Raw genomic sequence first — 15,479 nt, 5'->3', positions numbered from 1 at the left:
GTCCCTGTCACACCCGGTCCCGCCTCTATATGACACGGTCCGTCGCGCCCTGCCGGCCCGGCGCGCGGCCCGCCATCGTCCGGATGTCCCCGCGCGCTCCGGACGGCGCTGGAGAAGGATACCCGCGTGACCCCCGACCTGATCCTGCCCTACGACGGCGAGCAGCCGGACTTCGCCAGTCGCCCCGTCTGGTGCGGCCGCGGCAGCACGGTGATCGGCGCCGCCCGGATCGGCGCGCAGGCCTGGATCGGCGACGAGGCGGTGATTCGCGCGGACGGCCAGACCGTCACCCTCGGCGACCGCTTCTGGCTCGGCCACCGCTCGACGGTGCACATCGCCACCGCGACGCACGGCACCCGGTGCGGCGACCGGGTCACGGTCGGGCGCAACAGCGTGGTCCACGCCTGCACGCTCGGCTCCGACGTCGTCGTCGAGGACGACGTGGTGATCCTCGACGGCGCCGAGGTCGGCGACGGCGCGGTCCTCGAGGCCGGCGCGACGGTCTTCCCCCGGGCGACGCTGCCCGGCGGCTTCGCCTACGCGGGCAGCCCGGCCCGCCCCAGCCGCGCGATCGGATCCGACGAGGTCGCCGAGCGGGCCGAGCGGTTGCGCGAGCGGATGGGCGACGGGCCCGCGCTCCCGGCCGGGGAGGCGCTGGAGGTCGAGGACAGCGTCTTCGTGGCGCGCACCGCCCGCCTGCGCGGGCGGGTGAGCCTCGGCGCCGGCGCGAGCGTGCTGTTCTGCTGCGACCTCAACGCGGAAGTCGGACCGATCGTGGTCGGCGCGGACACCAACATCCAGGACAACACGGTGATCCGCACCCGGGCGGACGGGGTGGTGATCGGGCGAGACACGACCATCGCCCACAATGTCCGGATCGCCGATTGCCGGATCGGGGCGCGGGCGCTGATCGGCATCGGCGCGACGATCGCGGCCGGCACCCTCATCGCCGACGACGTCATGCTGGCGGCCGGGGCCACCACCGATCCCGGGCAGATCCTGGAGGCCGGCTACCTCTGGGGCGGCCGCCCCGCCCGCATCCTGGGGCCCCTCGACGCCGAGAAGCGGGCCATGATGATCCGCATCGTCGAGGGCTACTGCCGGCACGGCCGGGAATACCGGGCCGCGCAGGAGGCGCTGGCCTGACGGCCCGCCGTCAGTGCTGCAAGATCTTCGACAAGAAGGTCTGCGCGCGCTCGGAGCGGGGGCTGCCGAAGAACTCGTCCTTCCGGGCGTCCTCGACGATCTCGCCGCGATCCATGAAGATCACCCGGTCGGCGACCTTGCGGGCGAAGCCCATCTCGTGGGTCACGACCATCATGGTCATGCCCTCCTTGGCGAGCTCCACCATCACGTCGAGCACCTCGCCGACCATCTCGGGGTCCAGCGCCGAGGTCGGCTCGTCGAACAGCATCACCACCGGGTTCATGGCGAGCGCCCGGGCGATGGCCACGCGCTGCTGCTGACCGCCCGAGAGCTGCCCCGGGAACTTGTTCGCGTGGGCGCCCAGACCGACGCGGGCGAGCAGGTCGAGGCCGCGCTTCTTCGCGTCCTCGGCGCTGCGGCCGAGCACCTTGCGCTGGGCGATGGTGAGGTTGTCGGTGATCGACAGGTGCGGGAACAGCTCGAAGTGCTGGAACACCATGCCGACCCGCGAGCGGAGCTTCGGCAGGTTGGTGGCCCTGTCGGCGACCTTCGTGCCGGCCACCGTGATCTGGCCCTTCTGGAAGGGCTCCAGGGCGTTGACGCACTTGATCAGGGTCGACTTGCCCGAGCCCGAGGGGCCGCAGACGACCACGACCTCGCCCTTGGCGACCTGGGTGCTGCAGTTCGTCAGCACCTGGAAGTCGCCGTACCATTTGCTGATGTTGTCGATGGCGATCATCGTCTCGCCGGGGGCCACCGCCTGGGCGCCGGAGATCAGGCTGCCCGGCTGCAGGCCGGCATCCTTCGGCGCGTGGCTGGCATCGGCGACGGGTTCGGCGGCGGTGGGGGCCGGCATCGGGGACGAGGTCATGACACGGTCTCCAGTGTCGGTCAGCGGATGATGGCCACGCGGCGCTGCAGGCGGCGCACGAGGTACGAGGCCGAGAAGCAGATCGCAAAATAGACCACGGCGGCGAAGACATACATCTCGACGAGACGGCCGTCGCGCTGGGCGACCTTCGAGGCGGCGCCCATGAAGTCGGTGAGCGAGAGCACGTAGACCAGCGACGTGTCCTGGAACAGGATGATGGTCTGGGTCAGCAGCAGCGGCAGCATGTTGCGGAAGGCCTGGGGCAGGATCACGTTGCCCATGGTCTGCCAGTAGTTCATCCCGAGGGCCTGGGCGGCGGCCGTCTGACCCTTCGGGATCGACTGGATGCCGGCGCGCATGATCTCCGAGAAGTAGGCCGCCTCGAAGGCCATGAAGGTGATCAGGGCCGACGGGAAGGCGCCGACCTGGATCGGCGTCGAGGATCCGGTCAGGTAGGCGCCGATATACGGCACCAGGAAGTAGAACCAGAAGATCACCAGAACCAGCGGCAGCGAGCGGCAGAGCTCGACGTAGCCCTTGGCGACGTGCCACAGGCCGGGAATGCCCGAGAGCCGCGCCATCGCCAGCAGCGTGCCGATGATGACGCCGCCCACGGCGGCCATGGCGGTGAGCGTCACGGTGAAGACCATGCCCTGACCGAACAGGTAGGGCAGGGACGAGACGATGACGGAGAAGTCGAAATTCGAGAGCATCGGGGCCTGTTACCGGTGGCCGTCGGGCGGGGTGGCGGAGCGGAAGCGGGCGGCCCTCAGCGCTGGCCGGGGATGGCGACCGCCTTCTCCAGGAAGGTCGCCGCCGTGACGACCACGAGGTTGATGATCACGTAGAGGATCGTCGCGGCCGTGAAGGCCTCGAACACCTGGAACGAGAATTCCTGCATCGAGCGGGCCCGGGCGGTCAGTTCCAGCAGGCCGATGGTCAGCGCCACCGACGTGTTCTTGAGATTGTTGAGAAATTCCGAGGTCATCGGCGGCAGGATGATCCGGTAGGCGTTGGGCAGCAGCACGTAGCGGTAGGTCTGATAGGTCGTGAAGCCCATGGCAGTGCCGGCCATGCGCTGGCCCCGCGGCAGCGACTGGATGCCGGCGCGGACCTGCTCGGCCACGCGCGACGCGGTGAAGAAGCCGAGGCAGACCACCGCCGTGTAGAACGGCGCGTCCGGCAATTGCTTGATCGCGTCGCCGATCCGGGTCGGGACCACTTCGGGCAGCACGAAGTACCAGAGGAACATCTGCACCAGCAGCGGCACGTTGCGGAACAGCTCGACATAGGCCGTGCCGATCGCGTTCGCGGGCTTCGACGGCAGGGTGCGCATCACGCCGATCAGGGAGCCCAGGAAGAAGGCGATCACCCAGGAGCAGAGCGCGGTCGTGATCGTCCACATGAGCCCCGAGAGCAGCATGTCGAGATACGTGCCGTTGCCCTCCGGCGAGGCGTCGAAGAAGATCCGCCAGTTCCAGTTGTAGTTCATCGCGCCGCTTCTACTTTGAACTTATAGAGACGCACCGCGGGCCGGAGCCCGCGATGCGCATCATGGCATGAAACCGGACCGAACGGGTCTCAGTAGGCCGCCGGATCGGGGCTCGAGATCGGGGTCGTGAACTGCTTCTTCATCTCCGCGCTCATCGGCAGGTTGAGATTGATGTTGCGCGGCGGGATCGGCTGGGTGAACCACTTCTCGTAGAGGGCCTTGCCCTCGGGGCTCGTGTAGAGCTTGGCGGTAGCGTCGTCCGCGACCTTCTTGAACTCCGTGTCGTCCTTGCGGAGCATGATGCCGTAGGGCTCGGGCTTCGACAGGGCCTCGGTGGAGATCTCGTAGGCGGAGGGGTCCTTCGACGAGGCGGCGAGCGAGGCGAGCAGCACGTCATCCATCACGAAGGCGGCGGCGCGGCCGGTCTCGACCATCAGGAACGCCTCGGCGTGGTCCTTGGCCGGCAGGATCGTCAGGCCGAGCTTGCGCTCCGTGTTGGCCTCGTTGATCTGCTTGATGTTCGTGGTGCCCGAGGTCGACACGACGGTCTTGCCCTTCAGGTCCTCGATCGTGTGCAGGTTGGCCGACTTCTTCGAGACGTAGCGGGTCGCGGTCAGGAAGTGCGAGTTGGTGAACCACACCTGCTTCTCGCGCTCGGCGTTGTTGGTGGTCGAGCCGCACTCGAGATCGATCGTGCCGTTCGCCATCAGCGGGATGCGGGTGGCGGAGGTGACCGGGTTGAGCTTCACCTCGAGGTTCGGGAGGTTGAGCTTGGCCTTCACGGCGTCGGCGATCTTGTAGCAGATGTCCATCGCGTAGCCGATCGGCTTCTGATCGGCGCCGAGATACGAGAACGGCACGGAGGCGTCGCGGTAGCCGATGACGATGGCGTTGGCGTCCTTCACCTTCTTGAGGGTGCCGGTCAGCTCCTGCGCCCCGACGCTCATCGGAGCGAGGACGAGGGTCAGGCCCAGCGCCGCGGCGGCGCCGCGGCGAGCGATATCAGACTGCATCGGTACGGAACTCCTGGATCGGGCCGAACGACATCGGCCGGCGGCGGGGTACGCGGGCCCGCCCGCTCGGGCGACGCCTTTGCAATGATGGTGCCGGGAGAAAGCGCGATGCGCCGCGCGAGCCTGCGGCTGAGTACGGACAAGTTGCGGCCAAGCCTCTGCGCACGTCCGCAGATGCGGTCCCTGCCGTCCTCATGGCCTCCTCCCAAGCGCTGAGCCGGCCTCACGCTCGCGCCGGCGGCATCATGCACACTTCTTAGGCGTACGCACGCGGTGCGGAGGACGGATCCGCCCGGAAAGCTGACGAATCCACGGTATAGAAAACGACGACGCCGCCCCCCGCGGTATCGGGAGGCGGCGTCGGACTGAAATCCCGGTTCGTGACCGCGGCTTACTTCGTCAGCTCATTGCCGCTGTAGTCGATCTTGCCGTCGGGTCCCTTCTTCCACTCGTACATGACGTAGTCGGGCCGGGTGATGTCGCCCTTCTTGTCGTAGGCGATCGGGCCGACCACCGTGTCCACCGGCTTGCCCTGGTGCAGCCATTCGGCGAGCTTCTTGCCGTCGCTGGAGCCTGTCTCGGCCATCGCCTTGGCCAGGACCTGCACGGCCGCGTAGGAGTAGAGCGTGTAGCCCTCGGGATCGATGTTCTTGGCCTTGAAGGCGGCGAGCGCCGCCTTGGCGTTCGGATTCTTGCGGGCGTCCGGCGGGAAGGTGGTCAGCGTGCCCTCGGCCGCGGGACCGGCGATCGCGACCAGCTCGCGATCGACCATGCCGTCGCCGCCCATCATCGGCGCCTTCAGGCCCTGATCGCGCATCTGGCGCAGGATCAGCCCGGCCTCGGTGTAGTAGCCACCGAAATAGACGACGTCGACGTTGGCGGACTTCAGCTTGGAGACGAGCGCCGAGTAGTCCTTCTCGCCCGGGTTGATGCCCTCGGACATGACCTCCTTGCCGCCCTTGGCCTTGAAGGCCTTCAGCGTCTCGTCGGCCAGCCCCTTTCCGTAGGGGGTCTTGTCGTGGACGAAGGCGACCTTCTTGCCCTTGAAGTGATCGGCCAGGTAGTTGCCGGCGACGGCACCCTGCTGGTCGTCGCGGCCGCAGGTGCGGAACGTGTTCCACATCCCGCGCTCGGTGAACTTCACGTTCGTGGAGGCCGGCGTGACCTGGATGATGCCGGCGTCCAGGTAGACGTCGGAGGCCGGGATCGACACGCCCGAGTTGTAGTCGCCGACGACCATCTTCACGCCGTCGCTGGCGAACTTGTTGGCCACCGAGACGCCCTGCTTCGGGTCGGAGGCGTCGTCGCCGACCGTGACGGTCAGCGTCGTGCCCTTCAGCGTGCCGGCCTTGTTGAGGTCCTCGACCGCCTGGCTCGCGCCGTTCTTGAGCTGCGCGCCGATGGCGGCGCTGTTGCCGGTGATCGGCGCGGCGACGCCGAGCTTCACCTCGGCGGCCTGGGCGGCCGCCGCCATCGCGCCGAGGGCGAGCCCGGCCAGCAGAATCGATCTCATCGCGTACTTCCCCTAAGTGTCAGGACCGCACGTGCGGATCCGGCCGCACTCATCGGACCTCGCCGGCCGCGGGCGCCCGTGCGCGCCATGTCAGCGGTGAGGTCTTCTCGTAGAGCCAGCGGTACTGGCTCGTCATCTGGCGCGTCCGCGTGTAGCGGAAGCCCGCAGCGCCGATGATCATGACGATGACCGCGTCGACCGCATAGTAGTGCAGCGACAGCAGGGTGCCCGAAAACAGGGCGTAGTGAATGAAGCGCACGGCGGCTGCCACCAGAAGCAGCGCCAGGGCGCATTGCCAGAACGGCCGCCAGCCCCGGGCGATGCCGCGGGCGGCCATCCATCCGGCCCACCCGCCCATCACGACGGTCACCAGCAGGAACAGCCAGGCCGACGGCTCCTCGTACAGGATCCCCTGCAGCACGCTCATGTGATGTCCGGTCGATTGCTTCGGTTAACGCGCCCCTCGCCGTCATCGCGAGCGCAGCGAGGTGACCCAGGGGAGCGCAGCCTCGAAAGGTGGGGCGCCGCCCTGGATTGCTTCGCTCCGCTCGCAAAGACGGGGATGCCAATGGCTTCAACCGAAAACGGCATCATGCCCCGACCGGGCCGGCATGCCCCCCCTCCAGGTAGGCGGCCTGGACGTTCGGATCGTCGAGCAGCGCCCGACCCGTCCCGCTCATCGTGACCCGCCCGTTGACCAGCACGTAGCCGCGATGGGCGAGCTTGAGGGCGTGGTAGGCGTTCTGCTCGACGAGGAAGATCGTCATGCCGTCGGTCCGGTTCAGCTCCCGGATCGCGTCGAAGATGCCCTTCACCACGAGCGGCGCGAGGCCGAGCGACGGCTCGTCGAGCAGCAGCAGCCGCGGGCGGCTCATCAGCGCCCGGGCGATGGCCAGCATCTGCTGCTCGCCGCCCGACATGGTGCCGGCGCGCTGGTTGAGGCGCTCCTTCACCCGCGGGAACAGGGTGCAGACCTTCTCCAGATCCTCGGCGAAGAAGCGCCCGTCATGGAGCGCGGCGCCCATCTGGAGGTTCTCGTAGACGGTCATGCGCGGGAAGACCCGGCGCCCCTCCGGCGACTGGGCGATGCCGAGCCGGGCGATCGCGTGGGTCGGCATCCGGGTGATGTCGCGGCCGTCGTAGGTGATCGTCCCCGAGCGCGCCTGGGGGCTGCCGAAGATCGTCATCATCAGGGTCGACTTGCCGGCGCCGTTGGCGCCGATCAGCGTGACGATCTCGCCCTCGGCCACGTCGAGGTCGACCCCGCGCAGGGCCGCGACGCTGCCGTAATAGGTCGAGACGTCGCGCACCGCGAGGAGCGGCGGCTTCCGTCCCGCCTGGATCGCCCGCGTCTCCTCGACGAGGACGTTGATGCCGGCGACGCTCATGCCGACGCTCCCGTGTGCGCCGCGTCCCCGTGCGGCACGGTGATCCCGACCTCGGCCTCCACGGCCTCGACCTCCTCGTCCTCGACGCCGAGATAGGCGGCGATCACCTTCGGGTCGGCCCGCACATCGGCGGGGGAGCCGTCGGCGATCTTCACGCCGTAATCGAGCACGACCACGTGGTCGGAGATCTCCATCACCACCGACATGTCGTGCTCGATCAGCAGCACCGAGGTGTCGTGCTCGTCGCGGATGTGGCGCAGGAGGCCGTTCAGCTCGGCCGATTCCCGCGGGTTGAGGCCGGCCGCCGGCTCGTCGAGGCAGAGCAGCACCGGGTCGGTGCACATCGCCCGGGCGATCTCCAGGCGCCGCTGCGCGCCGTAGGGCAGGGCGCCCGCCGGATCATCCGCCCGCTTCATCAGGTCGATGCGCTCGAGCCAGGCCTTGGCCCGCTCGATCGCCGCGGCCTGCGCGTCCCGGTAGGTCTTGAGGCCGAGCAGCCCGAGGATCGTGTAGCCCGAGGCCCGCATCAGCGGCGCGTGCTGGGCGACGAGCAGGTTCTCCAGAACGGTCATGCCCTGGAACAGGCGGATGTTCTGGAAGGTGCGGGCAACCCGCGCGGTGCGGTTCACCTTGTGGTTCGGAAGCCGCTCCAGCAGGTGCGCCGTGCCGTCGGCGTGGGCCAGCGTCAGCATGCCCTCGGTGGGCTTGTAGAAGCCGGTGATGCAGTTGAACACCGTGGTCTTGCCGGCCCCGTTCGGGCCGATCAGCGCGGTGATGTCGCCGCGGCGCGCCTCGAAGGACAGGTCGGAGACGGCGGTGAGGCCGCCGAACCGCATGGTCAAGTGCTCGACCGTGAGCACCGGCGGAGGGAGGGGGGACGTCGCCATCAGCCGTGCCCCTCGCTGACATGGGCGCCCGAGACCGCGCGCCGCTGGCCGAGCGACACGGACGGCATCCGCTCCGAGATCAGGCCGCGCGGCCGCCAGACCATCATGGCGACCATGGCGAGCCCGAACAGCAGCAGCCGGTACTCGCTCGGGTCGAAGCCCTCGCCGAACACGGCCTTCAGGAACCCGAGGTTGCGCAGCATCTCCGGCCCGCCGACCATCGCCACCGCGGCGATCGCGACGCCAACCTGGCTGCCCATGCCGCCGAGGACGACGATCGCCAGGATGATGGCGCTCTCCAGGAAGTTGAAGCTCTCCGGGCTGATGAAGCCCTGGCGCACGGCGAAGAACGAGCCGGCGAAGCCCCCGAAGGCCGCGCCCAGCGCGAAGGCCGTGAGCTTCGTGGCGGTGGTGTCGATGCCGAGCGAGCGGCAGGCGATCTCGTCCTCGCGCAGGGCCTCCCAGGCCCGCCCGATCGGCAGGCGGCGCAGGCGCAGGGTGACGAAGTTGGTGATCAGGGCCAGCCCGAGGATCAGGTAGTACAGGAAGATCAGCCGGTGCATCGAGTCGTACGGGATGCCGAAGGTGGCGGCGAACCCGCCCTCGCCCGCCGTGAACGGGATGCCGAAGAAGGTCGCCCGCGGGATCGACGAGATGCCGGCCCCGCCGCCGGTGACGTCGGTCCAGTTGATCAGGACCAGGCGGATGATCTCGCCGAAGGCCAGGGTGACGATGGCGAGGTAGTCGCCGCGCAGGCGCAGCACCGGGAAGCCGAGGATCATGCCCCACAGGCCGGCGAACAGGCCCGCCAGCGGCAGGCAGACCCAGAACGACAGGCCGAAGGTCGTCGACAGCAGCGCGTAGGAATAGGCCCCGACCGCGTAGAAGGCGACGTAGCCGAGGTCGAGCAGGCCCGCGAGGCCGACCACGATGTTCAGGCCCCAGCCGAGCATGACGTAGGTCAGGATCAGGATGCCGAGGTCGATCCAGTAGCGGGCCGAGGACAGGCCGCCGGTCGCCAGCGCGGAGATCATCGGCAGGGTCAGCGCGACGAAGATGAACAGCCAGAGACCGACCTTCGAGGTCTTCTGCCCGGCATCGGGCTCGCCGTGCACCGCCTCGGTGGCCTGGGCCGGGGAGGGGGTCAGCGCCCGCCGCGCGTCGCGGCGCAGCAGCACGAGGCGCTGGACGAGGCGCAGCACGAAGATCGCCGCGCAGAGCGCCGCCACCAGCCCCCAGCGCGGCACGAGCACCAGCTCGCTCCCAGGCCCGGGATCGGTCCGGTAGGCGATGATCGGGACGCAGAGGCCGAAGGTGACGAGGGCATAGAGGGCGGCGTCGCGCAGGATGCCGGCCATCGCGGAGCCGGGGAGAGCGTTCTGCGAGGCGGCCATCAGACTTTCTCGACCTCGGGCCGGCCCAGGATGCCCGACGGCATGAAGATCAGCACGATCGCCAGGATCGAGAAGGCGGCGACGTCCTTGTACTCGATGGAGAAATAGGCCGACCAGAAGGTCTCGATCAGGCCTATGATCAGGCCGCCGAGCACGGCGCCGGGCAGCGAGCCGATGCCGCCGAGCACCGCCGCCGTGAACGCCTTCACGCCGGGCACGAACCCGTCCGAGAAGGACACGACGCCGTAGTACATGAGGTAGAGGACGCCCGCGACGGCCGCGAGCGCGGCGCCGAGCACGAAGGTCAGCGAGATCGTGCGGTCCACGTCGATGCCGAGCAGCGCCGCCATCTTGCGGTCCTGCTCGCAGGCGCGCTGCGCCCGGCCGAAGGGCGTGCGCTGCACGAGGTACCAGAAGCCGGTGAGCAGCACGGCGGTCACCGCCATGATCAGCACCTGCTTCCAGGCCAGGAACACCGCGTAGCCGTCGCGCTCGAACAGCGTGATGCCGCCCGACAGCATCGGCGGGGTCGGCTTGTTGCGCGCGCCCTGCACGACCTGCACGAAGTTCGACAGGAAGATCGAGACGCCGATCGCCGAGATCAGCGGCGCGAGGCGGAACGAGCCGCGCAGCGGCCGGTAGGCCACCCGCTCGATCGCCCAGCCCCACAGGGCGGTCAGCACCATGGCGACCACCAGCACCACCAGGAAAGCCAGCGCGATGGAGCTGACCCCGAGCCAGACCGTCAGCAGCAGGAAGGTGATGAGCGCGATGAAGCAGGAGACCATGAAGACGTCGCCGTGGGCGAAGTTCACCATGCCGATGATGCCGAACACCATCGTGTAGCCGATCGCGATCAGGCCGTAGATCGAGCCGAGCGTCAGCCCGTTGATGAGCTGCTGTACGAAGACGTCCATGAACTCTCGCGCGCAGGTTGCTTGGGCCGCCTACGGAGAGCGCAGGCAGCTTGGCGGGGCAAGTCTCGTACCGCAGCCGTAGCACACCGGCCACCGGTTTCATCGCCGCCCGAGCGTCGCGTGAAAACAGTCGACCACGCCAGTAACGCCCCCTGGCCGGGCTTGCGTGTGGCGCAGTTCCTGCGACACGTTAACGAATTGCAATGCTCGATCATCCCGGGCCCAGGCGAGGAGCAGTACCGATGGCAGGGTCGCGACTCACGACGATGATCTTCATCGGCATGCTCCTCGGCATCGCCGTGGGCTACGCCTGCAGCATCACCTGGCCCGATCCGCAGACCGCCAAGGAGATCGCCGGCTACATCGCGCTGGTCTCCGACGTGTTCCTCCGCCTGATCAAGATGATCATCGCGCCGCTGGTCTTCTCCACGCTGGTCGTCGGCATCGCCCATCTCGGGGATACCGCCTCGGTCGGCCGGGTCGGCGGCAAGGCGCTGCTCTGGTTCGTCGGCGCCTCGTTCTGCTCTCTGATGCTCGGCCTCATCATGGTCAACCTGATGCAGCCCGGCCACAACCTGAACCTGCCGCTGCCCGATGCCGGGGCCGGCACCGGGCTCAAGGCGGCCTCGCTCTCGCTCAAGGAGTTCGTCACGCACCTCGTGCCGAAGAGCGCCGTCGAGGCCATGGCCAACAACGAGATCCTGCAGATCGTGGTCTTCTCGATCTTCTTCGGCGTGGGCCTCGCCGCCCTCGGCGAGAAGGGCCGCCTGCTCGCGCAGGGCATCGAGGGCATCGCCGACGTCATGCTCAAGGTGACGGGCTACGTGATGATGTTCGCCCCCGTGGCGGTGTTCGCCGCCATCGCGGCGACGATCACCACGCAGGGCATCGGCGTGCTCGTGACCTACGGCAAGTTCCTCGTGGAGTTCTACATCAGCCTCGGCGTGCTCTGGACGCTGCTGATGGGCGTCGGCTTCCTGCTGCTCGGGGGCGGCGGCATCATGCGCCTGTTCAACCTGATCAAGGAGCCCTTCGTGCTGGCCTTCTCGACGGCGTCGAGCGAGGCCGCCTACCCCAAGATGCTCTCGAACCTGGAGAAGTTCGGGGTGCCGAACCGGATCACCTCGTTCGTGCTGCCGATGGGCTACTCGTTCAATCTCGACGGCTCGATGATGTACTGCACCTTCGCGGTGATGTTCATCGCGCAGGCCTACAACATCCCGCTGAGCTGGGGCCAGCAGCTCACGATGCTGCTCCTGCTGATGGTGACCTCGAAGGGCATGGCCGGCGTGCCGCGCGCCTCGCTGGTGGTGATCTCGGCGACGCTGTCGCACTTCAACATCCCGGAGGCCGGGCTGCTGCTGATCATCGGGATCGACCAGTTCCTCGACATGGGCCGGTCGGCCACCAACGTGCTCGGCAACAGCGTCGCCACCGTGGCGGTCGCCAAGTGGGAGGGCCAGCTCAGCACCACCGACCAGCGCCTCGACCATGTCGGCACGGTGGCCTCGCCCGCGGAGTAGGGGCCGGTCCGGGGAAATCTGCGCGCGCCGCGATGGCGGGCGCAGGACGGCCGCTCTCATGAGCGCTCTCACGGGTGCCCTGAATCGCGGCGTGGCTTGTTCGGTGCCCTTCGGAGGCGGAGTGATGACGATGCGGCTCGTCGCGGTTCTGGCGCTGGCGCTGGCGGCGACGCCCGCCTCCGCCGTCGAGGTGCTCACCGGGACACTCAGGAGCGTCGCCGAGCGCGGAGAGATCGTCCTCGGCTACCGGGAGAGCTCGGTGCCGTTCTCCTTCGTGGAGGGCAAGCAGTCGGACGGGAGCCCCCGACCGATCGGCTACGCCATCGACCTCTGCAACGAGATCGCCGACGACGTCCAGGCGGCGATCGGCCGGCCGGTGAAGATCCGCTACGAGCCGGTCACCGCCGAGACGCGCATCGCGGCGGTGACCGCCGGCAAGATCGACCTCGAATGCGGCTCGACCACCGCCAATGCCGAGCGCCGCAAGCAGGTCGCGTTCTCGCCCGTGGACTACATCAGCGCGACGCAGCTGCTGGTGAAGCGCGGATCGGGCATCGCCTCCTACCGGGATCTCGGCGGGAAGATCGTGGTGGTCACGGCCGGCACCACCAACGAGAAGGCCGTGCGCGACCAGTTCGTCCGCCTGAAGATCGACGCGCAGGTGGTGACGGCGCCCGACCACGCCGCCTCCTACGCGATGGTCAAGGCCGGCAAGGCCGACGCCTTCGCCACCGACGACGTGCTGCTCTACGGGCTGATCGCCACGGACGCGAAGGACGGGGCGAACTACACGGTGCTGCCCGACAAGCTCTCCTACGAGCCCTACGGCATCATGTTCCGCAAGGACGATCCGGAACTCGCCGGCCTCGTGCAGCAGACCTTCACGCGGCTCGCCGAGTTGCGGGCGCTGCGCTGGACCTACGAGCGCTGGTTCCTCAAGCGCCTGCCCAACGGCGAACGCCTGGACATCCCGATGTCGAACGACCTGCGGGTCAGCTTCCAGCTGATGGGTCTCGACGGGGGCGAGTGACCGGCGCGGGGACAGGCGCGACGACCGGACGGCGCCTCGCTTTCGCCCAACCGGCACGCGAGGAAGACGCGACCTGATCGCTTCCCTCCCGCCGCGAGCGTGCCACCGTCCATGCTGATCGCCGCGCCCTGCCCGAAACCGCTCGCCCTGGCGCTGGCCGCCGCCCTCGGCTGCGCCGCCTCGGCGGCCTCCGCCCACCCGCACGTCTGGGTGACCGCCAAGGCGCAGCTCGTCTACGCGGACGGCAAGCTCGTCGGCGTCCGCGACACGTGGAGCTTCGATCCCGAGTATACGGCCTTCGTCACGCAGGGCCTCGATACCAACAAGGACGGCAAGCTCAGCCCGGAGGAGCTCGCCGGGCTCGCCGCCGAGAACACCGCCAACCTCGCCGAGTTCGGCTACTTCACGAAGCTGAAGGTCGGCGGCAAGGAGCAGGCCTTCGGCGATCCGAAGGAGCCGGCGGCGCACATGGACGACCGGGCGCTGGTCATGACCTTCCTGCTGCCCCTGAAGACCCCGGTCCAGCAGGGGCGGGGGGTCGCCGCGCTGGAGGTCTACGACCCGACCTACTTCGTCGCCTTCTCGTTCGCCGAGGGCGCGGACGCCGCCACCCTCGCGGGTGCGCCCCAGGGCTGCGCCGCCACGGTCACCCGGCCGAAGACCGAGCAGCCGAAGACGGCCGATGCCGGGTCGCCGGGCATGACCGAGGCCTTCTTCGAGGCGCTCACCGCCGCCTCGACCTACGGGGTGCAGTTCGCCAGCCGGGTTCTCGTGGCATGTCCGTAGGCATCGGGATCGTCGCCCCCGCCGGGGCGGGACGGCTGGGGCTGAGGCTCGGCCTCATGGCCGCGGCCATCGCGCTGGCCGCGCTGCTCGCGGCCGCGATCGCGTGGCTGGTCGCGCCCGGCCTCGCCGCGCCGCCGCCGCGCTCGCCCTTCGGGATCGGCTTCCGCGAGGCCGCGCCGGCCGCCACGGGTCTCGGCGGCGTCATCCTGGCGCTGCAGGCGAGCTTCTCCCGCAGCCTCAACGCCGCGGTGAGCGCGCTGCGGGGCGGCGGCAGCTGGACCCCGCTGATCGGCCTCGCCTTCGCGTACGGCGTGTTCCACGCCGCCGGCCCGGGCCACGGCAAGGCGGTGATCGCCGGCTACATCCTGGCTGGGGAGCGGGCGCTCCGGCGCGGCGCCGCGCTGAGCGTCTGCGCCGCGCTGCTCCAGGCCTGCGTGGCCGGGGCGATCGTCGGCCTCGGCACGCTGGTCCTCAACGCCACGGCGGCGAGCATCACCCGGGCCGGCACCCTGATCGAGACCGTGAGCTTCGCCCTCGTCGCCCTGATCGGGCTGGTCCTGACGTGGCGCAAAGCCGGTCGCCTCGCCAATCTCGGCGCGGGCTGCGGCCCGGGCTGCAGCCACCTGCCGGAACCGCAGGCCCTCGACACCCTCGACACGTGGCGCGAGCGGGCCGGGGTGGTGCTGGCGGCGGGGACACGCCCCTGCGCCGGCGCCGTGCTGGTCCTCGTCTTCGCGGTGTCGCAGGGCGTGCCCGGCGCGGGCGTGTTGGCGGTCCTGGCGATGGCGCTCGGCACCGCGCTGACCACGACGGCCCTGGCCTGCCTCGCGGTCTTCGCCAAGCGGGTGGCGCTGCGCCTCGCGGGCGGACGGGGACAGGCCGGCCTCCTGGCGCTCGGTGGCCTCGAACTCGTCGCCGCCGCCTTCGTGCTGGTCCTGGGCGCCGCGATGCTCTCGGGCCTCGCCCCGGGCCTCGGCGGCTGAAGGACCTCGGCGGCTGAAGGGCCTCGCCTTCCGGGGCGCGGCGTGCCACGCTGCGCGACCGAGACGGAGCGCGCGCCGATGCATCCCGACTTCGCGACGATCCTGAACTGGCGTCTGCTCGCCGGATCGCATCCCTTCCCCGGGCCAGACGGCGGGACCTGCATCAACGAGGCCGCGATGGTGGCCGCGGGCCTGCCCTACCGGGCGATCCGCTCCAGCGCGGACTGCCCACCCTGCTTCTCGCGGCCGGCCGCCGCCTACGCCCTCGGGCTCAACGACGCCATGCCGGACGAGGTGCGGCCGCAGCTGATGGCCTTCGTCCTGCGCCTGTCGGGCAGCGCCGACACGGCGGAGATCGAGGCCGCCCGCACCCGGCAGCTGGCGCTGGAGAGCGTCCGCCGCATTCTGGCGCCGCTCTGCGCGGTCGCCGGGATGGTCGAGGACGCGGAAGCCTGCTCCGGCGCGCCGGACTGGCCCGCGGCCCAGGCGGCGGCCCGCGCGGCCGCGTGGCGGGGCGGGGCGCGCGCGCAGGCGGC

At 69.6% G+C, this 15,479-nt stretch carries 15 protein-coding genes and 1 pseudogene; 6 read left to right on the top strand and 10 right to left on the bottom strand.

Annotated features, from left to right (window positions below):
- Positions 1 to 126: 126 nt before the first annotated feature.
- Positions 127 to 1,146, top strand: coding sequence for a gamma carbonic anhydrase family protein (locus ACLBX8_RS20520; RefSeq protein ID WP_020094224.1), 1,020 nt, complete (start codon positions 127 to 129; stop codon positions 1,144 to 1,146).
- Positions 1,147 to 1,156: 10 nt separating this feature from the next.
- Here the strand turns inward: ACLBX8_RS20520 and ACLBX8_RS20515 are convergent, their stop codons facing one another.
- The 10 genes from ACLBX8_RS20515 to ACLBX8_RS20470 all read right to left on the bottom strand — a co-directional run bounded on the left by ACLBX8_RS20515 (position 1,157) and on the right by ACLBX8_RS20470 (position 10,621).
- The gene (locus ACLBX8_RS20515) at positions 1,157 to 1,885 is read right to left on the bottom strand and encodes an amino acid ABC transporter ATP-binding protein (protein ID WP_447699701.1); all 729 of its coding nucleotides are present in this window, start codon (positions 1,883 to 1,885) and stop codon (positions 1,157 to 1,159) included.
- Between the two features lie 152 nt (positions 1,886 to 2,037).
- Positions 2,038 to 2,730: an amino acid ABC transporter permease gene (locus tag ACLBX8_RS20510; protein WP_100252438.1), complete on the bottom strand. Its 693-nt coding sequence runs from the start codon at positions 2,728 to 2,730 to the stop codon at positions 2,038 to 2,040.
- Between the two features lie 56 nt (positions 2,731 to 2,786).
- Entirely contained in the window at positions 2,787 to 3,509 is a 723-nt protein-coding gene (locus ACLBX8_RS20505; protein WP_100252439.1) for an amino acid ABC transporter permease, read from the bottom strand.
- Positions 3,510 to 3,598: 89 nt separating this feature from the next.
- On the bottom strand, positions 3,599 to 4,522 hold the full coding sequence (locus ACLBX8_RS20500; RefSeq protein ID WP_447699687.1) for an amino acid ABC transporter substrate-binding protein: 924 nt from the start codon (positions 4,520 to 4,522) through the stop codon (positions 3,599 to 3,601).
- A gap of 391 nt (positions 4,523 to 4,913) precedes the next feature.
- Positions 4,914 to 6,035 carry a branched-chain amino acid ABC transporter substrate-binding protein gene (locus ACLBX8_RS20495; RefSeq protein ID WP_020094229.1) on the bottom strand — a complete coding sequence of 374 codons (1,122 nt, stop codon included), beginning with the start codon at positions 6,033 to 6,035 and terminating at the stop codon, positions 4,914 to 4,916.
- Between the two features lie 49 nt (positions 6,036 to 6,084).
- Positions 6,085 to 6,453, bottom strand: coding sequence for a DUF6867 family protein (locus tag ACLBX8_RS20490; RefSeq protein ID WP_026605095.1), 369 nt, complete (start codon positions 6,451 to 6,453; stop codon positions 6,085 to 6,087).
- 172 nt (positions 6,454 to 6,625) lie between these two features.
- Positions 6,626 to 7,423 (bottom strand): ABC transporter ATP-binding protein, encoded by a 798-nt coding sequence (locus tag ACLBX8_RS20485; protein WP_447699689.1) that lies wholly within the window; start codon positions 7,421 to 7,423, stop codon positions 6,626 to 6,628.
- The gene (locus ACLBX8_RS20480; protein ID WP_056533897.1) at positions 7,420 to 8,310 is read right to left on the bottom strand and encodes an ABC transporter ATP-binding protein; all 891 of its coding nucleotides are present in this window, start codon (positions 8,308 to 8,310) and stop codon (positions 7,420 to 7,422) included. The genes ACLBX8_RS20485 and ACLBX8_RS20480 overlap by 4 nt, the downstream gene beginning before the upstream one ends.
- Positions 8,310 to 9,704, bottom strand: coding sequence for a high-affinity branched-chain amino acid ABC transporter permease LivM (livM, locus tag ACLBX8_RS20475; RefSeq protein WP_020094233.1), 1,395 nt, complete (start codon positions 9,702 to 9,704; stop codon positions 8,310 to 8,312). Before livM ends, ACLBX8_RS20480 begins: the two co-directional genes overlap by 1 nt.
- Positions 9,704 to 10,621, bottom strand: a complete 918-nt coding sequence (locus ACLBX8_RS20470; protein WP_020094234.1) for a branched-chain amino acid ABC transporter permease — start codon at positions 10,619 to 10,621, stop codon at positions 9,704 to 9,706. Before ACLBX8_RS20470 ends, livM begins: the two co-directional genes overlap by 1 nt.
- A 242-nt stretch (positions 10,622 to 10,863) precedes the next feature.
- Here ACLBX8_RS20470 and ACLBX8_RS20465 point away from each other — a divergent pair, with 242 nt between their 5' ends.
- The 5 genes and pseudogenes from ACLBX8_RS20465 to ACLBX8_RS20445 form a co-directional block, all read left to right on the top strand.
- A complete protein-coding gene (locus ACLBX8_RS20465) occupies positions 10,864 to 12,144 on the top strand; it encodes a dicarboxylate/amino acid:cation symporter (RefSeq protein WP_026605096.1) in 1,281 nt (426 codons plus the stop codon).
- A 124-nt stretch (positions 12,145 to 12,268) separates the two neighbouring features.
- Positions 12,269 to 13,174: an amino acid ABC transporter substrate-binding protein gene (locus ACLBX8_RS20460; protein WP_447715674.1), complete on the top strand. Its 906-nt coding sequence runs from the start codon at positions 12,269 to 12,271 to the stop codon at positions 13,172 to 13,174.
- 111 nt (positions 13,175 to 13,285) lie between these two features.
- Positions 13,286 to 13,960, top strand: a complete 675-nt coding sequence (locus ACLBX8_RS20455; protein ID WP_091927041.1) for a DUF1007 family protein — start codon at positions 13,286 to 13,288, stop codon at positions 13,958 to 13,960.
- Positions 13,951 to 14,943: a nickel/cobalt transporter gene (locus tag ACLBX8_RS20450; RefSeq protein ID WP_056533891.1), complete on the top strand. Its 993-nt coding sequence runs from the start codon at positions 13,951 to 13,953 to the stop codon at positions 14,941 to 14,943. The genes ACLBX8_RS20455 and ACLBX8_RS20450 overlap by 10 nt, the downstream gene beginning before the upstream one ends.
- 78 nt (positions 14,944 to 15,021) lie before the next feature.
- Positions 15,022 to 15,479: pseudogene (locus tag ACLBX8_RS20445) on the top strand (hypothetical protein); the annotation flags it as partial.

The organism is Methylobacterium sp. D48H (assembly GCF_053345715.1).
The sequence above is the reverse complement of the archived record's forward strand: the minus strand, read 5'-3'. Positions and strand labels throughout refer to the sequence as shown.